This window comes from Ruegeria sp. AF7, assembly GCF_056541885.1.
In genome coordinates this window covers 49,563-66,866 of the sequence record NZ_JBQFYX010000009.1, presented here as the reverse complement: position 1 = coordinate 66,866, position 17,304 = coordinate 49,563, and the positions used below count along the sequence as shown (strand labels likewise).

The following is a 17,304-nucleotide window of genomic DNA, read 5'->3' as shown; positions in this document are numbered from 1 at the left end:
GCTAATGACCTCTATTGTGCGGGAACTGTTGTAAAAATCCAGTGAACGCGTTCACGCAACGGGCTGTGCCTGCGGTTTGTTGCACAGAAATCCCAGCATTGCCTGTGCGCGCATGCAGGTCTTGTGCGCGGGCAAATGCATAGGAACAGGCGGGGCTTGGACCTATCTTTGGCCAAACGCCTATGCGGAGGATGAGATATGGGCCTGCTGGTCGATGGAAAATGGCAAGACACCTGGTATGACACCAAATCCACGGGTGGCGCATTCAAACGCAGCGCGGCGCAGTTTCGCAACTGGCTGACCGCCGATGGCCGCGCGGGACCGTCGGGCAAAAGCGGGTTCCGGGCCGAAGCCGGGCGGTATCACCTGTATGTCAGCCACGCCTGCCCCTGGGCGCATCGCACCTTGATCTTTCGCGCGTTGAAGGGGCTGAGCGATCTGGTTTCGGTCTCGGTCGTGCATCCCGACATGCTGGGTCACGGCTGGACCTTTGAGGCGGATGATCACGGTGCCACGGGTGACCGTCTTTACGGGCTGAGCTATGCACATCAGATCTATACCAAGGCGGATCCGTCCTATTCCGGTCGTGTCACGGTTCCGATCCTGTGGGACAAGGCGCAGGAGACCATCGTTTCGAACGAAAGTTCGGAAATCATCCGCATGTTCAATTCGGCCTTCAACGGGATTACTGGCAATACGGACGATTACTGGCCCGAGGCGATGCGGGACGAGATCGAAGAGGTCAATGCGCGCATCTATTCAGACGTCAACAACGGCGTCTACAAGTCGGGCTTTGCCACCTCGCAAGCGGCCTACGACGCCGCTGTACACCCGTTGTTTGACACGCTGGACTGGCTGGAAGGGCGTCTGGCCCGGAACCGGTATCTGATGGGGGACCGGATCACCGAGGCCGATTGGCGGTTGTTTACAACCCTGATCCGCTTCGACCCGGTCTATCACCTGCATTTCAAGTGCAACAGGCGGCGCCTGATCGATTATCCGAACCTATGGGCCTATACGCGGGAGCTGTATCAATGGCCCGGTGTCGCCGAGACCGTGAACATGGATCATATCGTGCGCCACTACCACTACAGCCATGACAGCATCAATCCGCACCGCATCATTCCGGTGAACCCGGTGCTGGATTACAGGGAGCCGCATGGGCGCGATCAGCGCCCGGCAGCGTAATGTTCGACCATCGCCGCCAGATCCTCTGGCGGCGTTTCGCTTTGAACATAGGCACAGGCATTGGGACTGTGCGCAAATATCGACCCGTCGGAAAAGAAGGTGGTGTTGGTGACAAAAATCACCCGCGCCTCGGGGCGGCGATAGCTGGCAAAATCGGCCACAGCCAATGCGCTTCCGGTTTCCAGAACCAGATCCAGCACGATGATATCAAAATCCGTGCCATAGAGCGCCAGAATGGCGGCCTCCTGAGCGTCAACCAGCGTGACTTCGGCGTCTTGCCGCTCCAGATGTCTTTTCCAGACCCGACCAAGGTCGGGGTTACTCTCAACAATCAGAACTTTCATTTGCAACAACCTCGGCACTTGGTATGGTGAGTGGTGCCGACCCCCGTGGTCCGTGATCTCGTTATTTCCTTAACAAAGTGTTAACAGCAGCCGCACGCTTGCGTGTTCGGGCGGATTTGCTTGTGTAAATGGCAAAAATCCGCTTGAAGCACCCCGAAACCGGTCAATCCCCGCAGAGAGAGCAGATGAGTACACTTGATCACGGCTTGGACCCCCGCGCAGTTCGCGACCACGGCGGGGGGCTGGACAGGGCGATTGTCAGGTATGGCGGAGCGCGTGCAGATTGGATCGATCTGTCGACCGGAATCAATCCGCATCCTTACGCCGTTGCGGGCCTGACCGCCGGGGATTGGGCCGAATTGCCGGATCACGGTGCCTTTGAACGGCTGAGTGATGCGGCCCGCAGGTTCTGGAACGTGCCGCAAGGGGCTGCAATCCTACCGGCGCCCGGTGCATCGGCTGTCATCTCTCGTATTCCGGCGCTGGCCGCGCCAGGGCGTGTCCAGATCACGCCGCCCACCTATAACGAACACGCCGCCGCCTTTTCGGCGCAGGGGTGGCGTGTTCAGCCTGAGGGCGCGGCTGACGCCCGCGTGATCGTGCATCCCAATAACCCGGACGGGCGCATCTGGCAGGAAAGCGATGTCTCGGCCCCGCTGAACGTGATCGACGAGAGCTTTTGCGATGTCACGCCAAAGGCATCGTTGATCCATATGGCGGAACGTCCCGGCGTGATCGTGCTGAAGAGTTTTGGCAAGTTCTGGGGGCTGGCCGGGATGCGGCTTGGGTTTGCCATCGGGCGGCCTGAGTTGATCAACCGCCTGAACGACCTGACCGGACCCTGGTCTGTGTCCGGCCCGGCCCTGCGGGTTGGAACGCAAGCCCTGTCGGACGATGACTGGGCCGATGCCACGCGCGCGCGACTGGCGGATGAGGCGGCCCGGCTGGATGCGCTGATGCTGACCAGGGGCGCAGATATCGTCGGTGGCACCAGCCTGTTTCGTCTGTATCGGGTTGATGACGCCTTGGGGTGGCAGGACCGGCTGGCCCGCGCCCATATCTGGAGCCGTATCTTTCCTTATTCAACAACCTTTCTGCGTCTGGGTCTGCCACCGGAAAAGGGGTGGGACAGGCTGGAGGCCGCGCTGTGAGCCCTGCCCTGATGCTGGTCTGCGCCATGTGCCTGGACGCCACTCTGGGAGAGCCCGACTGGCTCTGGTCCCGCGTCAAACACCCGGCGGTGATGATCGGCAACCTGATCGGATGGCTGGACAAACGCCTGAATTACGGGCGCGGTCGGCGGTTGAAGGGGGTGGCGGTGCTTGCCCTTCTGATCTGCGGCGCATGGGGCCTTGGGTGGGGTCTGTCCCTACTGGGGCCGGTGGTTGAAATTCTTGGCTTCGCGATTCTGCTGGCGCAAAAGTCGCTGGTTGCCCATGTCCGCGCGGTTGGTGACGGGTTGCAAACCTCGCTGGAAAACGGGCGGGCGCAGGTGGCTATGATCGTCTCGCGCGACACGCAGGATATGACCGGGGCACAGGTGGCGCGTTCCGCCATCGAAAGCGCGGCTGAAAACCTGAGCGACGGGGTCATTGCCCCTGCATTCTGGTTTCTGGTCGCCGGGCTTCCGGGGTTGCTGGTGTACAAGGCGGTGAACACCGCCGACAGCATGATCGGCTATCGCACCGAAACGTACCGTGATTTTGGCTGGGCCGCGGCCCGGTTCGACGACCTGCTGAACCTGATCCCTGCCCGCCTGACCTGCGTGATGATCGTGGCGCTGTCCGGCCAATGGTCGCGCTGGGTTGAGATGATGCGGGATGCGCAACGCCATATTTCGCCCAATGCTGGCTGGCCCGAAGCCGCCATGGCCCGCGCCCTGAATGTCGCGCTGGCAGGGCCGCGCAGTTATGACGGGCAGGTGCGCGATCTGGCCTGGGTCAATGGTGACGCCCCGCGCGAGATCGGTGCATCAGAAGTTTTTCGCGCATGTGACATGCTCTGGCGGGTTTGGGGGCTTGCGCTTGCGCTCGTGTCAGTGTGGGTTGGGGCCGAACTGATATTCTGACGGACCCTTTCATGCGTATACTCTCTGGCCTGATCGCCGCCGCCCTGTTTACCTCACCTGCGCTGGCGCAATGTGGAGGTGGATTTAACTCCTTTGTCAAAGGGCTGAAGACCGAAGCCGTGCAGCAGGGTTTGGACAAATCAGCGGTGAACGGGTTTTTTGACGGGGTGCAGCAGGACAGCGCCGTGCTGAAGGCCGACCGGGCGCAGGGCGTGTTTCAGAAGCCCTTTATTGAGTTTTCCCGTCGTCTGATTTCGCAGAACCGGATCGAGCGCGGGCAAGCGATGTCGCGTAAGTACGATGCGGTCTTTGATCGGATTGAGCGCGAGTATGGCATTTCCCGCGGGGTGCTGCTGGCCTTCTGGGCATTTGAAACCGATTACGGATCGTTTCAGGGCGACTTCAACACCCGCAACGCCTTGGTGACGCTGGCCCATGATTGCCGCCGCCCGGAACTGTTCCGGCCACAGATCTTCGCCGCCATCGAGCTGTATCAGAACGGTGATTTCGACCCGGCCCGCACCACCGGCGCATGGGCCGGAGAGATCGGCATGGTGCAGATGCTGCCGCGTGACATACTGGAAAACGGCGTCGATGGTGACGGTGACGGGCATGTCCGCCTGAAAAGCTCGGCCCCTGATGCGCTGATGTCGGGGGCCAGAATGCTGTCTCATCTGGGATGGCGCGCGGGTGAGCCTTGGTTGCAGGAGGTCACCGTGCCCGCGCAGATGGACTGGTCCCTGTCCGGCCCCGGCAAACCGCGTTCGGTGGCGGAATGGCAGGCGATGGGCGTTCAGGCGCGCGGCGGGTCCTTGGCCAACCTGCCCGCCTCGCTGATCCTGCCACAGGGGCGCAACGGGCCTGCCTTTCTGGCCTACCCCAATTTCGACGTCTATTTCGAATGGAACCAGAGCTTTGTCTATGTTCTGACCGCCGCTTATTTCGGAACACGGCTTGAAGGCGGCCAGATCTATGATGCGGGCAATCCCGCGCAGGGCCTGAGTGGCGCGCAGATGAAACAGTTGCAGACCAAGCTTCAGGCCAAAGGATATGATGTGGGCAAGATCGACGGGATCCTGGGGTCAGGGACGCGAGCTGCGACGCAGGCGGAGCAGAAACGTCTGGGCCTGCCTGCGGACGCATGGCCAACGATGGAGTTGCTGGGAAAACTCTGATCCAGCGGCCCGCACTTCTATGGTATGACGCAAAACCCGAAGATTATTCGACGATATCAGCGCCGTCACCGCTGATTATGTGACCGGATATTTTTCGGGGTCAATTCCATGTCTGTGACAGACAATATCGATGTAACTTCCCTTTGGAGGAATACCGCCGAACTTACTGCGAATACCACTGCGGGTTTCGCCCTGGAAGTGATGAAACCGGGCCCAATCGGGTTCGTAGTCTTCAATGTTCTCGACCGGGTCCAGAAACCCGCGACGCGGCCAATATAAATGCCAATGCTGGCCTCGGTCGATTTCACCAGTGACCCCCAGCGCCCAGCGGGTCACGCTTGGGCCGGTTGTCGTCCACGGAAGGTCGTAAAGCGTGAGTGTCTCGCCCGCCTCATAGCGTTTGACCAGTTTTTCAATGTGATCACTGCCCAACCAAAACGGGATCGGGACTTCTGACTCAAGGAAATTCAGGATCAGCTTCAGTGCCAGAGAATTTTTGGGAAGACGCAATACGCAATTGTTCATCGCCTTATTGCGCCAGACGACACCAAACAGATAGTCCGGTGGAACATCCAGCGGCCGGATGCAGTAGATATCCAGATCAACCCACACATAGTCGGTTTTTTGCAGCATGTGGATCCGGAAGATGTCTGAATAGACCGCCATCCGTCTCCGGCCACCGGTCAGGTTTTCGGTGGTTTCATCTGTATAGATTTCGCGGGCATCATGAACAACGACCCCTTCGGGAACATCTATGTTCAGATCCAGCACGTACAGGTGGAAGACATAGCCATGATCCAGAAAGGACTGAATGCATACTCTTTCAACGCAAGATAACGGCGAGCCAAACCAGAAACTTGCAACTTGAAAATCCAAAACAGCACCTCTTGCCCTAAGCCGAAACGGGATCGCTGCTGCACTAACGAAGCGGTGCGTGGCTCGTCAACCACAGCGGCGGTTTTGGCGCGACTTACCCTGCTTTGCGCCAGTGCGTTGTGTCGGGGTGCCCACAGTTTGGTTCTGGCCCGTCTTCGGGCGCGCATATTTGGGCTGGTGTTCCCGGCATGGCCTTTGACGTTTGCCGCAGGTTCAGTTCGCTGCGCGGGTTGGTCCATGCCAAAGTGACCGGCGTGAACCAGTGACTCCCTTATTCGGGCCGCACCGGGTACCGATCCCCTTTCTGATCGATCAGGATCAGCCGCTCGCCACTGTGGACATACAGGTCGCAGCGGCTGAACCCGTTGCGATACGCGATGCAGACGGAACCGTCATCGGCGATGGAGTAGGTTCCGAATGCAGACCCCCCGCCCGCGTAGGTATAGGAATAAGCACCCCCCGCCGAAAACTTGGCCTGACCATCATCGTAGAAGGTCAGCGTCTGGCCCGCGAGGGCGTCAAGCTCGGCCACTGTCAGCGGGACATCGCCGGATTTGACGGGCCATTCAGCGGCGACAACTGAAGTGGCGGCGATGAGGGCGGGGATCAGAAAACGCGTCATGAGGCCAAGGTAGCGCGTTATGCCTGCAATCATCATAACGTTGCGGTGAGCGGTCAGGCCACCATCTGCTCGGCCTTTTTCAGGTCGACCGAAACCAGCTGGCTGACGCCCTGTTCCTGCATGGTGACGCCGAACAGACGATCCATGCGCGCCATGGTCACCGCGTGGTGAGTGATGATCAGGAAACGGGTGTCGGTCTGGCGGCACATCTCGTCCAACAGATCACAAAAACGGGTGACGTTGGCATCGTCCAGCGGCGCGTCGACTTCGTCCAGCACACAGATCGGGGCCGGGTTGGCCAGGAAAACGCCGAAGATCAGCGCGGTCGCTGTCAGGGTCTGTTCGCCGCCCGACAGCAGGCTGAGGGTCGACAGTTTCTTGCCCGGCGGCTGGCACATGATTTCCAGCCCCGCATCCAGCGGGTCGTCGCTTTCGACCATGACGAGATTGGCCTCGCCACCGCCGAACAGGTGCTTGAACAGCATGGCAAAGTTCGAGTTCACCTGTTCAAAAGCGGTCAGCAGACGTTCGCGCCCTTCGCGGTTGAGGCTGGAGATGCCGCTGCGCAGGGCTTTGATCGCCTCTTCCAGATCGGCCTTTTCACTGCTGAGCGTGTCGAATTCTTCCTGAACGTCCTTGCTGTCTTCCTCGGCCCGCAGGTTCACCGCGCCCATGGCGTCACGCTGGCGTTTGTGACGGTTCACTTCGGCCTCCAGAGCATCCGCAGCGGGCATCTGGTCGGGGTTTACGTCCAGCTGGTTCAGCAACTGGTTCGGGGTCAGTTGCTGGTCTTCGGCAATTCGTTCTGCTGCCGCAAGCACGCTTTCCTTTGCCGCGTCACAGCGCGCCTCGGCTGCGGCGCGGTTTTCGCGAGCTTCCGAGGCCAGGCGTTCCGCCTCACGCTCGGCCATCACCACGTCGCGCAACTGTGTTTCTGCTTCGGCCAGCTTGTCGGCGGCGTCGGCCCGACGGGCTTCGGCGGCTTCGATCAACTCGTTCAACTCTTCCCGCGCCTCGGCGATTTCGCCGGGGACGGCCATGGCCTCGGTCAGTTCCTCTTCCGAGCTTTCCTTGCGCTCGGCCAGTTCCGATATCCGCTTCTCAGCCGTTTCCAGACGGTGCCGCCAGCCACTCAGGTCCTTGGTGACCTCCTGCGTGCGACGGGTGCGGGCGTCGCCTTCACGGCGCAGCTCATCATGTGTCGAGCGGTGGGTCAGCATGGTGATCCGCGCCGCCTCGACCGTCTGTTTGATGTCCTCAACCTCGGCGCGGGCGCTGTCGAGGTCACCCAGATCGTTCAGCGCCGCCTCGGCCTCGCGCAGCTGCACGCGGGCGGACATGGCATCTTCTTTGTGGCGATCCACGGCAAGGGCCAGTGTTTCAAGCTTGCCCTGCGCAAGGTTGCGATCCGCCTCGGCGCGGCTGAGCTGGCGTGCGGTTTCGGCCATGCGCTGATCAGCGGCACGGCGGGCTTCGCGCGCGCGGCGGTCGGCCTCGGTCACGTCCGCCAGTTGCCGCGACAGGGTTTCATGCGCGGCGCGGGCGCCGTCGGCCTGCGCCTCGGTGCGGGCCAGTTCCTGTTTCAGCGCCTCAAGCTTGTTGAGCTGCTCCAGTCGCAGCGCCGCCGCACTTGGCGCATCCTCGGCCCAGGCACGGAACCCGTCCCAGCGCCACAGATCGCCCGAGCGGGACACAAGACGCTGGCCCGGCTTCAGCGACGCCTGCAACCGCGCGCCCTGATCCGCATCGACCAGCCCGATCTGCGCGATGCGACGGCTGAGCCTGTCCGGCCCCGACACGTGCAGCGCCAGCGGGTCGACCCCATCGGGCAAGGGTTGATCGCTGTCATAACCTGCCACCTGAACCCAGCCGGACGGGCCGTCACCTTCGACCAGCGGCGCACGGAGGTCATCGGCTAGCGCAGCACCCAGCGCCTTCTCAAAACCCGGTTCCACGCGCAGCAGGTCCATCACCTGCCCGCCCTCGGCCGTGTCGCGGTCCACCAGCTTGGCAAGCGCGGTGGTTTCGGCGCGGATTGCACCCAATTCGCCTTCGGCCTCGGACCGTTGCGCGCGTGCCTCGGCTTCGCGGGCCTGCGTTTCATTGCGCAGCTCATCCGCGGCGGCCAGCGCCTCTTCGGCGGCCTCGGCGGCTTCGCGGGCTTCTTCCTCGCTTTCCTGCGCGGTTTCGAACGCCTCGCTGGCACGGGTCAGGGCTGTTTTGGCCTCATCCACCGCCAGCCGGGCTTTTTCCTCCTCCCCCTCAGAGCGGGCCAGCGTCTTGCGGCTGTCTTCGACCAGACGCTGCGCCGACTGGTGACGGGCGACAAGACGCGCCATATCTTCGGTCTGCTGCGACAGGTGGTCTTCGCGGTCCTGAAGGATCGAAGCCGCTTCGCGGGCAATTTCTGCGGCTTCCGCCACCTTCGCGTCATGCCCTTCTGCAGCCTTGGCCAGTTCGCGGGCTTCCCATTCCAGCCGTTCGATCATCTGGCCCGCATCGCGGTTCAGGCCGGTTTCCCGTTCGATATCCTTGCCGAGCTGATGGATGCGGCTGGTCAGCGTCTCAATGGTCTGGCGCGCGCGGGTTTCCTGATCGGTCAGTTGATCGCGCTGCACCTGCTGGCGTTGCAGGACAGCGGCGGCGATGGCCTCTTCCTCGCGCAGAGGGGGCAGGGTTTCTTCGATCCCGGCCCTTTTTGCTGCGGCGGCGCGGGCTTCGGCCTCGGCGCGGGAGGCCTCGGAAATCCGGTCCCTCAGCTTGTCTTCGGCCTGCTGGCGGGCCATGTCGGCCTCTTTCCAGCGGCGATAGAGCAGCATCCCCTCGGCCTGACGCAGCTGTTCGCCGATTTCGCGATAGCGTGCGGCCTGACGGGCCTGACGGGCCAGTTGCGCAAGCTGCCCGCCCAACTGCTCGAGCACGTCATCGACGCGGGTCAGGTTGGCCTCGGTCGCTTTCAGCTTCAGCTCGGCCTCATGCCGACGTTGATACAGTCCCGAGATCCCGGCGGCCTCTTCCAGAATGCGGCGGCGGGCGCGGGGTTTGGCGCTGATCAGCTCGGCGATGCGGTTCTGCCCCACAAGCGCGGGGGAATGGGCACCGGTCGAGGCGTCCGCAAACAGCATCTGCACATCGCGCGCGCGCACATCCTTGCCGTTGGTCTTGTAGGCGCTGCCGACATCGCGGGTGATCCGGCGCACGATTTCAAGCTGGTCGGTGTCGTTGAACCCCGCAGGCGCAAGACGTTCGGAATTGTCCATGGTCAGGACAACTTCGGCGAAATTGCGGGCGGGCCGTGTGGCGGCGCCAGCAAAGATCACATCCTCCATCGCGCCGCCGCGCATGGATTTGGGGCGGTTTTCACCCATCACCCACCGCAAGGCTTCCAGAAGGTTGGACTTGCCACAGCCATTCGGACCCACCACACCGGTCAACCCGTCCGCGATGATCAGATCGGTCGGATCAACAAAGCTTTTGAAGCCGGTCAGTTTGAGCTTGCTGAAACGCAATGGCCGCGTGTCCCGTGATTCCTATGAATTGAAAGTCTGCGCAAGGGATGGGGTCCGAGTCAACGCAGTTGCGCAGGATATGGGATATCAGCGCAAGTTATCCACAACATCTTGCCGAAATGCGCAGGAACACGCGTATGTCAGTATGGGATGCATTCAAAGACCTGATACCCGGTACTGCCCCCGACATTTTCATAGATGCCATAGTCGATACATTCATATCTGGGCGTCGAGACGGCAGTCAGCAGCAACCGTTCCCCCGCCTCGCGGTCACACCCCAGTACACCAACCGTGACAGCCGCGTCACCCAGCACGTCGAGGATCGGGCAGCCTGAAACCTGCGCCATGGCCAGCGCGGCGCGATCCCGAACAGGGCCAAGCCGCGGGGCGTATTGCGCGTTGATCCGCACCGCCTCGGCCAGATCGCCGCGCACGCGCACGTCGAACACACTACCGTTCACCGCCACGCGGGTGGCCGGAACGTCGCGGAAATGCGGGGTCCCGGCGGCGCAGGCGGCCAGCAGGAGCGGAGCGAGAAACCGGATCATGCCGCAGAGTTGCAGCAATTTGGTTAACAGAACCTTTCTGGACGTCAGGCGCGCAGAACTTGGCCCAACCGGCGGATACCTTCGCGGATCGTCGCCTCGTCCGAGTTCGAGAAGCTGAGCCGGATCGTGTTCGCCCCGCTGCCGTAGGGGAAAAACGCCTGCCCCGGCACAAAGGCCACTTTCACCGTATCCAGCGCCTGCGCCAGCAGGTCAGACCCGCTGATTCCCGACGGGAGTGTCACCCAGACGAACATGCCGCCTTCGGGGCGCGTCCAAGCCACCCCGTCGGGCATGTGCTGTTGCAGCGCACCCAGCATCGCATCACGGCGCGCGCGGTAAGTGTCGCGCACTTTCGGGATATGGGTGTCAAAGCACGCTTCCGCCACCTGATGCACGGCCATCTGGTTGATGGTCGCCGAATGCAGATCCGCCGCCTGTTTCAGCAGAACCATCTGCGAGATGATCGGCTTGGCCGCAACAACCCACCCCATGCGCAGACCCGGTGACAGGGTTTTCGAGAAGCTGCCACAGTAGATCGTCCGGCAGTTTTCGATCGATCCCTTGCGCTCCTGTTCCAGAGCCAGGATTGGCGGGATCGGATCGCCGTCATAGCGCAGTGCCTGATAGGCGCCGTCTTCGATCAACGCGCAGTCCAGTTCGTCGGTCAGGTCCAGCAATGCCTCACGACCCGGGCGGGTCAGGGTTTCGCCTGTCGGATTGGCAAAATCGGGCGACAGATAGGCGAATTTCACAGCGCCATCCCCTGCCGCAACCCTGAATTCATCGGCCCCCTTGTTGCCATTGAGCCGGTCAAAGCGCGGCTCATACGCGTTGAACGCGGCAAGCGCGCCCAGATAGGTGGGCCACCCGACCAAAGCCGTGTCGCCGGGGGACAGGAACAGCTTGCCCAGATAATCCAGCGCCTGCTGCGAGCCCGAGGTGATCAGGACGTTGTCCATGTCACATTCCACCCCGATTTCGCGCATGTGCTGCACCAGCCACCGGCGCAGGGGGGCATAGCCTTCGCTGACCGAATATTGCAGCGCCTGCGCCTGCATGTCCGGCCCCAATGCCTGCTGAAACGCCTGAGCGAAAGCTTCAGCCGGGAAAAGCGCGGGGTCCGGAATGCCACCTGCAAAGGAAATGATACCGGGCTGATCGAGCAGTTTCAGCAGCTCGCGGATTTCTGACGCCTTCATCCGGGAAGCCCGGGTGGCAAACAAAGGGTGATGGGACATGAGGCTCCTCCGATCTCATTTCGGCGCAGCCTATGCTTTCTCAAATTAAAGTCAACACTTCTGACCTAATATTTCAGCGGATGTGACCGGGTATTCTTGAACAGCCCCCCTGTCCATGGTCAAATGAGTTGACCAATTTCGGAACGGACCATGCCATTTCAGAAAGTTCAGACGGAAAAACTGTCACTTGCGGTCGTTCGCCAGATCGAGCTGTTGATCCTGCGCGGCATCCTGCGCCCCGGGGAGCGCCTGCCGCCCGAGCGTGAGTTGGCCGAACGGATGGGCGTGTCGCGCCCGTCCCTGCGCGATGCGGTGTCCGAGCTTCAGGAACAGGGGTTGCTGACAACAAAAGCCGGCTCCGGGATCTATGTGGCCGAGGTTTTGGGGTCGGCCTTTTCGCCAGCGCTGATCCGGTTGTTCAGCAGCCATGACGAGGCCGTATTCGATTACCTGTCCTTTCGCCGCGACATGGAGGGGCTGGCGGCGGAACGGGCCGCGCGGCTGGGATCAGAAAGCGACCTGAAGGTTGTTCAGACGATCTATGACAAGATGCGGGCGGCCCATGACCGGAACGCTGCGGACCAAGAGGCGCAGCTGGATGCCGAGTTTCATATGGCCATCATCGAAGCCAGCCACAATGTGGTGATGCTGCATATGATGCGGTCGATGTATGACCTGCTGGTACAGGGTGTGTTCTATAACCGGCGGACAATGTTCCGGCAGCGCGCGACCCGCGAGGCCATTCTGGACCAGCACAGCACTATCAACGCGGCCCTTCAGGCCCGCGATCCAGCAGCCGCACGTCAGGCCGTCGAAACGCATCTGAGTTTTGTCGAACGCTGCATGATCGATCAGCAGAAGGCCGAGCGGAACGAGGCTGTTGCGCAGCAAAGGTTGCAGCACGAAACCCGTCAGGCCTAGCGCTTTCCAAGCGCCCTCAGGGATCAGGCGGCGCCGGTCTCGGGTTGGATCAGATGGGACGGGAAAGCTGCGCCACTGCCTTCGCCCAGATCGTCATTCGGGGCGATGGTTGTCAGGGCCGGGTCGATGAACAGCCGCGCGCCCCGGTCCCTGAGGTGTTTATGCAGCATCACATGCTCGCACACGAGGTCGCCCTTTTCGTCCCGGCAGGAATAGCGCAGGCCACGCAGGGCGCGGGTCTTGTACATTCCTGCACCGCCGAAGGCGCTGTCGACCGGTATCAGGGGCATATCGGACGGGATGTGGTACTGCCGGTCGAAAACCGCTGATTTCAGAAGAACTTTCCGCCACTTTCGGCGCCCGAACAGCGGTTTGCGCGTTGTCTGAATTCTTTGCCAGACGTCTTCGTCACACCAGCCCGCGCAACGCAGGGCGTAGATATCGTAATAGGCCGGTTTGGAATTGGCAAAGACACCTTCCCAGCGTGGTACGGACCGTTGTGCAGCCGTCAGAACCGTCTGAGCGTCCAGACAGACATTCGGCCCGTTCAGATCCAGCACCAGTGTCAGGTCGTGACCGCTGTCGCGTTCTTCCAGCCTGTTGAGGACAGCGTTTCTGGCCGCCGTGATCCGCTCGACCCGGTCTGGCAGTCTGGACGCCAGACCATCCATGCGGACAAGGTCCACTTTCGGGTCGCGGCGCGCGAATTCGGACAGAACCCGATCTGTGCGATCAGTATTGTCGTTTGTCGCGATGGTCACGGAATAGCGGTGCAAGCGGGTGGTCAGGTCTTCGATCCTGTTGATGCTTTCGATCAGCGCGGCCCCGCCGTTCCTGACCACCCCAACAATATTCATCGAAACGTCTTCGCCTGCCACGGCCCGTCTTTCCCTGTTCTTTTTGCACCCGTGGATCCCGAAGGGGACCTTCAGACCCTCAGAAGGGTACAGAATCCGGGTGATGTTGTGGTCAATACAATCAGCCCCGTCACCAAAACAAAAGACCCGACAGCGCAATGCTCTCGGGTCATCTGCGTTTTTTACCTGTCGGTGTCCCCGTCAGTGCAGCTTGGCGCCCACATCTGCGATCGAGGCCTCGATCAGCTTGTTCGCCTGCGCGGCTGTCATCTGCTTGGCCAGAACCGAGCTGGCAGCGGCAATCGCAACCGAAACGGCCTGATCGCGCACGTCTTTAACGGCAGAGGCTTCGGCCGAGGCAATCTGATCCTGCGCAGCAGCCAGACGGCGTTCAATCGACTTTTCGAGATCGACCTTCGCCTGGTCCGCAGCCAGAGCCGCGTCCTGTTTGGCCGCCTCGACTATCGCGTCGGCCTGTGCCTGCACTTCACGCTGCTTGCGCTCGTACGAAGCCAGCAGGCTGCGTGCTTCTTCATGCAGGGCGCGGGCTTCGTCCAGCTCGGCCTTGATGCCTTCGGCACGGTTGTCCAGCGCACCGCCGATCATGCCCGGCACCTTGAAGTAGAACAGGACCGCGATGAAAACGATGAAGCCCAGAAGGACGACAAAGTCAGTATTGCCAAGCGAGAAGAACGGACCGCTTGCAGCCAGCGCGGGGCTGGCGGCACCAACGGTCAGGATAAGGGCAAGAGTGTTCCGCATGTCACTTATCCTTTCATCTGCGCGTCAATGGCACTGTCGATGGCTTTGGCATCCGCCTCGCCGCCCAGCGCGGTGACCAGTTCAGCCGCCGTATCCTTGGCGACCACTTGAATGCTTTCCAGCGCACCGGCACGGATTTCGGCAATTGCCTTTTCCGATTCAGCCGCCTTTGCAGCGATTTCCGCATCCGCCCTGGCAATCGCATCATCCAGACCAGCCTGGATTTCTGCGCGTGCTTCGGCCGCGATACGCTGCGCTTCGGCACGGGCATCGGCCAGCGCCTTGTTATAGGCCTCCTCGGCCTCGACCGCTTTGGCCTTCAGATCTTCGGCCGCAGCCAGGTCATTTGTAATGGTCCCCCGGCGCTCGGCCAGGATTGCCGCGATGCGGGGCAGAGCCACGCGAGACAGGACCAGAAAGATGACGACCAGCGTAATGACCAGCCAGAAAATCTGGTTGGGGAACCAATCGAAGCAGAGCTGCGGCATCCCGATGGCAGAGCCATGCGAGTCGACGCACGCGCCAACTACTTCTTCGCTAATGGGTTCAGTCGCCATGATGTCCTCCGTCGGAACGTTGTCTTTACAACAGGTGGGCCGCTATGGCTTGGACCCACCTGCGCGTAAGGATCAGGTTCCGCAGATTAGACGGCGAACATCAGCAGCAGCGAGACCAGGAATGCGAAGATCCCCAGGGCTTCTGCGAATGCGATACCGATGAACAGGGTTGCGGTCTGCGAAGCAGCCGCCGAAGGGTTGCGCAGGGCGCCGGCCAGGAAGTTGCCTGCAACGTTGCCCACCCCGATTGCGGCTGCGCCGGAACCGATTGCTGCCAGGCCTGCGCCGATGTGTGCGAGATCGCCTTCCATGATGTATCTCCTTACGAATTGGAAGTTTCGATGTTGGGTTATCGGACCTTAGTGCGAAGGATGCAGCGCATCTTTCAGATAAACACAGGTCAGAATGGTGAATACGTAGGCCTGAATGAAGGCCACAAGGACCTCGAGACCATACATTGCGGTGATCGCCAGAACCGACACGGGCGAAATCAGGGAAATTGCGGCAAAGCCCGCAAACACCTTGATCACCGCGTGGCCCGCCATGACGTTACCTGCAAGACGAATGGAGTGGCTGACGGGGCGCACGAAGTACGAGATCAGCTCGATAATCGCCAGAATCGGGCGCAGCGCCAGCGGCGCGCTGGAGACCCAGAACAGGCCCAGGAACGCGGCACCGTTCTTGACGAAACCCAGAATGGTCACGGTCAGGAACACGGCCAGCGCCAGCGGGATGGTCACGGCGAAATGCGACGTGGTGGTGAACGAGGTCGGGATCAGGCCCAGGAAGTTCGCGGTCACAATGAACATGAACAGGGTCATGACATAGGGGAAGAACTTGACGCCGTCCTTGCCGCAGATGTCTTCCAGCATCTTGTAGATGAAGCCATAGGCCAGTTCCGCAATCGACTGCATCCGGGTAGGGACGATGGCGCGCTTTGATGTGCTGAGAACCAGCAGGCCAAAGATCGCCACGATGGCCAGGAACAGCCACAGGGTCACGTTGGTGGGGGTGTACCAGGCAATCTCGCCACCGAACAGCGGCTTGACGATGAACTGGTCCATCGGGTGAAACACCAGGCTGCTGGCTTCTGCTGCGTGGTCTGCGCCTTCGGCGCCGTGTGCTGCGGTGGTCTCGCTTGCCACGTTCAGTCCCTCTCGTCCTTTTCGACCTGCATATGGGCCGCTTGTTTATCTTGAACCTCTTTCGCGCTGCGGAGCATAACCTTCACGCCCGCGACAAGGCCCAGCAATGTGAACAGCACCAGAAAGATCGGGATTGTCCCGAGCAGGCTGTCCAGCCCGTATCCGATGCCAAATCCGATCCCCAGACCGGAAACCATTTCGATGACCATCCTCCAGGCAAGCTCGCCCCCGGATATGTCACTGTCAGCGCGGGCAGCCGGTTGTCTGGCCTTTTTCGCCGCGTCGATCTTGGCCTCAAGCTGCGCCATACGCTGCTTTTGGTCGTCATCGGTCACGGACGGAATCCTCGCGCTGTCTTGCGCATGGTGCTAAGGCGCCAAAGGCGCAGAGTCAACGGCGTTGATGGCGTGAAATGACGCAGGTTAGTGTGTTGTTTTTAAACTGTTATTACTGGTAAACTCGTCCAGCCAAATTGCTTGCCCATGCCCTGAACGGCAACAATCACCCAAAAACCCATATTCAACCTTTTGGTTGATCTTTGTGCGTGCGCTGAGGCCACAGGTGTCGAACAAGACGTCCGTCGATCAGCAAGAGCCCGGCAAAAATCGCCGCCATGCCCATCAAATGTTCGGGTTGCAGAGTTTCCCCCAGAACCCAGGTTCCAAGTATCAGGGCGGAAACCGGTGCGATCAGCGTGACGGTCGAAATGTTGGTTGGCCCGACTCTGGGCAGCAACCAGTAGAAGGCAATGAAAGCGGCCGAGGTCAGCACAAAACCGATCATCAGCAACGAAAGCCATGTTTCAGTGTGCTCGATCACCGGCAGGCCTTCACGCCAAAGCGCCAGGGGTAAAATCGCCAATGTCGCTCCTGTCAGGGCCAGGGCGACCAGCACCACCGGCTGCATGTCACGAAAGGCCCGCGCAATGTTGACGGAAAACGCGTAACAGATCGGCGCGCACAGAGTCAGCAGAACCGCCCAGAACTGAGAGGTTTGGCCATTGTGCAAAATCGGGACGGACAACACGACAATCCCGACGAAGCCGCACAACACACCAAGGGATTTCAACAGCGTCGCACGCTCGCTTCCCGGCCAGAAATGCGAAACGATGACGGCAAAGGCCGGTGTTGTCGCATTCACGATCCCTGCCACGCCGGACGCGATATGCTGCTGCCCAAGCGCATAGAACGCAAATGGTGCTGCATAGCTGAGCGCCCCGAACCCCAGCAGACCGATGGCGCGCCCGAGTGTCAGGTGAACCGGCATGCGGGCGGCAATCACATAGATCCAACAGCCCAGCGCCCCAAATGCAACACGCCCCAATGACACGGATAGCGGTCCAAGTTCGCGCAGCAATATGGCGTTGAACATGAAAGACATGCCCCACCCGATGCCAAGGACGCAGATCACCAGCCAGTATTTCAGCGCCATAGCCGCCCCCTTTGCGCATCACCGCTGCACAGTGACGTGATGGGGGAAATTGTCAAACGGGTT

The 17,304-nt window shown here is 61.0% G+C and carries 18 protein-coding genes; 5 read left to right on the top strand and 13 right to left on the bottom strand.

Annotated features, from left to right (window positions below; all coding sequences use genetic code 11):
* The first annotated feature begins 198 nt into the window (after window positions 1–198).
* Window positions 199–1,188: a glutathione S-transferase family protein gene (locus tag ACR0AP_RS14560; protein WP_480507373.1), complete on the top strand. Its 990-nt coding sequence runs from the start codon at window positions 199–201 to the stop codon at window positions 1,186–1,188.
* Here the strand turns inward: ACR0AP_RS14560 and ACR0AP_RS14555 are convergent.
* Window positions 1,170–1,532 carry a response regulator transcription factor gene (locus ACR0AP_RS14555; protein WP_209506176.1) on the bottom strand — a complete coding sequence of 121 codons (363 nt, stop codon included), beginning with the start codon at window positions 1,530–1,532 and terminating at the stop codon, window positions 1,170–1,172. The two genes, ACR0AP_RS14560 and ACR0AP_RS14555, sit on opposite strands and share 19 nt — an antisense overlap.
* A gap of 185 nt (window positions 1,533–1,717) precedes the next feature.
* On the opposite strand from ACR0AP_RS14555, the gene cobD reads away from it, so the two are divergent.
* From cobD to ACR0AP_RS14540, 3 genes are read left to right on the top strand one after another with little or no spacing between them, the layout of a single operon-like run.
* Window positions 1,718–2,683 (top strand): threonine-phosphate decarboxylase CobD, encoded by a 966-nt coding sequence (gene cobD / locus ACR0AP_RS14550; protein WP_480507371.1) that lies wholly within the window; start codon window positions 1,718–1,720, stop codon window positions 2,681–2,683.
* Window positions 2,680–3,600, top strand: coding sequence for an adenosylcobinamide-phosphate synthase CbiB (gene cbiB, locus ACR0AP_RS14545; protein ID WP_480507369.1), 921 nt, complete (start codon window positions 2,680–2,682; stop codon window positions 3,598–3,600). Before cobD ends, cbiB begins: the two co-directional genes overlap by 4 nt.
* Before the next feature lie 11 nt (window positions 3,601–3,611).
* Window positions 3,612–4,775 carry a lytic murein transglycosylase gene (locus tag ACR0AP_RS14540; RefSeq protein ID WP_480507367.1) on the top strand — a complete coding sequence of 388 codons (1,164 nt, stop codon included), beginning with the start codon at window positions 3,612–3,614 and terminating at the stop codon, window positions 4,773–4,775.
* Between the two features lie 75 nt (window positions 4,776–4,850).
* Here ACR0AP_RS14540 and ACR0AP_RS14535 read toward each other — a convergent pair whose 3' ends face one another.
* From ACR0AP_RS14535 to ACR0AP_RS14515, 5 genes are all read right to left on the bottom strand, one after another.
* Complete coding sequence (locus ACR0AP_RS14535; RefSeq protein ID WP_480507365.1) at window positions 4,851–5,651, bottom strand: hypothetical protein; 801 nt, start codon at window positions 5,649–5,651, stop codon at window positions 4,851–4,853.
* A gap of 271 nt (window positions 5,652–5,922) precedes the next feature.
* Window positions 5,923–6,273 carry a hypothetical protein gene (locus tag ACR0AP_RS14530; protein ID WP_480507363.1) on the bottom strand — a complete coding sequence of 117 codons (351 nt, stop codon included), beginning with the start codon at window positions 6,271–6,273 and terminating at the stop codon, window positions 5,923–5,925.
* Between the two features lie 53 nt (window positions 6,274–6,326).
* Window positions 6,327–9,782: a chromosome segregation SMC family protein gene (locus ACR0AP_RS14525; RefSeq protein WP_480507361.1), complete on the bottom strand. Its 3,456-nt coding sequence runs from the start codon at window positions 9,780–9,782 to the stop codon at window positions 6,327–6,329.
* Between the two features lie 140 nt (window positions 9,783–9,922).
* Window positions 9,923–10,330, bottom strand: coding sequence for a hypothetical protein (locus tag ACR0AP_RS14520; RefSeq protein ID WP_209598790.1), 408 nt, complete (start codon window positions 10,328–10,330; stop codon window positions 9,923–9,925).
* Between the two features lie 44 nt (window positions 10,331–10,374).
* Entirely contained in the window at window positions 10,375–11,568 is a 1,194-nt protein-coding gene (locus tag ACR0AP_RS14515; protein WP_480507359.1) for an aminotransferase-like domain-containing protein, read from the bottom strand.
* A 150-nt stretch (window positions 11,569–11,718) separates the two neighbouring features.
* Here ACR0AP_RS14515 and ACR0AP_RS14510 point away from each other — a divergent pair, with 150 nt between their 5' ends.
* Entirely contained in the window at window positions 11,719–12,489 is a 771-nt protein-coding gene (locus ACR0AP_RS14510) for an FCD domain-containing protein (RefSeq protein ID WP_480487174.1), read from the top strand.
* 23 nt (window positions 12,490–12,512) lie between these two features.
* Here the strand turns inward: ACR0AP_RS14510 and ACR0AP_RS14505 are convergent, their stop codons facing one another.
* From ACR0AP_RS14505 to ACR0AP_RS14475, 7 genes are all read right to left on the bottom strand, one after another.
* Window positions 12,513–13,346 carry a hypothetical protein gene (locus ACR0AP_RS14505; protein ID WP_480507357.1) on the bottom strand — a complete coding sequence of 278 codons (834 nt, stop codon included), beginning with the start codon at window positions 13,344–13,346 and terminating at the stop codon, window positions 12,513–12,515.
* 201 nt (window positions 13,347–13,547) lie between these two features.
* Window positions 13,548–14,108, bottom strand: a complete 561-nt coding sequence (locus ACR0AP_RS14500) for a F0F1 ATP synthase subunit B (protein ID WP_480507355.1) — start codon at window positions 14,106–14,108, stop codon at window positions 13,548–13,550.
* Between the two features lie 5 nt (window positions 14,109–14,113).
* Window positions 14,114–14,665, bottom strand: coding sequence for a F0F1 ATP synthase subunit B' (locus tag ACR0AP_RS14495; protein WP_209506152.1), 552 nt, complete (start codon window positions 14,663–14,665; stop codon window positions 14,114–14,116).
* Window positions 14,666–14,751: 86 nt separating this feature from the next.
* A complete protein-coding gene (locus ACR0AP_RS14490; RefSeq protein WP_005981269.1) occupies window positions 14,752–14,976 on the bottom strand; it encodes a F0F1 ATP synthase subunit C in 225 nt (74 codons plus the stop codon).
* 48 nt (window positions 14,977–15,024) lie between these two features.
* A complete protein-coding gene (locus tag ACR0AP_RS14485) occupies window positions 15,025–15,810 on the bottom strand; it encodes a F0F1 ATP synthase subunit A (protein ID WP_267366759.1) in 786 nt (261 codons plus the stop codon).
* Between the two features lie 2 nt (window positions 15,811–15,812).
* Complete coding sequence (locus ACR0AP_RS14480; protein WP_480507353.1) at window positions 15,813–16,145, bottom strand: AtpZ/AtpI family protein; 333 nt, start codon at window positions 16,143–16,145, stop codon at window positions 15,813–15,815.
* 184 nt (window positions 16,146–16,329) lie between these two features.
* Window positions 16,330–17,241 carry a DMT family transporter gene (locus ACR0AP_RS14475; RefSeq protein ID WP_480507351.1) on the bottom strand — a complete coding sequence of 304 codons (912 nt, stop codon included), beginning with the start codon at window positions 17,239–17,241 and terminating at the stop codon, window positions 16,330–16,332.
* Window positions 17,242–17,304 lie beyond the last annotated feature (63 nt).

Excerpts from the sequence above, each read along its gene's own strand:
- ACR0AP_RS14500 (WP_480507355.1), bottom strand. The coding sequence starts at position 14,108 with ATGCGGAACACTCTTGCCCTTATCCTGACCGTTGGTGCCGCCAGCCCC.
- ACR0AP_RS14510 (WP_480487174.1), top strand. The coding sequence starts at position 11,719 with ATGCCATTTCAGAAAGTTCAGACGGAAAAACTGTCACTTGCGGTCGTT.
- ACR0AP_RS14530 (WP_480507363.1), bottom strand. The coding sequence starts at position 6,273 with ATGACGCGTTTTCTGATCCCCGCCCTCATCGCCGCCACTTCAGTTGTC.
- ACR0AP_RS14490 (WP_005981269.1), bottom strand. The coding sequence starts at position 14,976 with ATGGAAGGCGATCTCGCACACATCGGCGCAGGCCTGGCAGCAATCGGT.
- ACR0AP_RS14495 (WP_209506152.1), bottom strand. The coding sequence starts at position 14,665 with ATGGCGACTGAACCCATTAGCGAAGAAGTAGTTGGCGCGTGCGTCGAC.
- ACR0AP_RS14505 (WP_480507357.1), bottom strand. The coding sequence starts at position 13,346 with ATGAATATTGTTGGGGTGGTCAGGAACGGCGGGGCCGCGCTGATCGAA.
- ACR0AP_RS14515 (WP_480507359.1), bottom strand. The coding sequence starts at position 11,568 with ATGTCCCATCACCCTTTGTTTGCCACCCGGGCTTCCCGGATGAAGGCG.
- ACR0AP_RS14475 (WP_480507351.1), bottom strand. The coding sequence starts at position 17,241 with ATGGCGCTGAAATACTGGCTGGTGATCTGCGTCCTTGGCATCGGGTGG.
- cobD (WP_480507371.1), top strand. The coding sequence starts at position 1,718 with ATGAGTACACTTGATCACGGCTTGGACCCCCGCGCAGTTCGCGACCAC.
- ACR0AP_RS14560 (WP_480507373.1), top strand. The coding sequence starts at position 199 with ATGGGCCTGCTGGTCGATGGAAAATGGCAAGACACCTGGTATGACACC.
- ACR0AP_RS14555 (WP_209506176.1), bottom strand. The coding sequence starts at position 1,532 with ATGAAAGTTCTGATTGTTGAGAGTAACCCCGACCTTGGTCGGGTCTGG.
- ACR0AP_RS14520 (WP_209598790.1), bottom strand. The coding sequence starts at position 10,330 with ATGATCCGGTTTCTCGCTCCGCTCCTGCTGGCCGCCTGCGCCGCCGGG.
- ACR0AP_RS14540 (WP_480507367.1), top strand. The coding sequence starts at position 3,612 with ATGCGTATACTCTCTGGCCTGATCGCCGCCGCCCTGTTTACCTCACCT.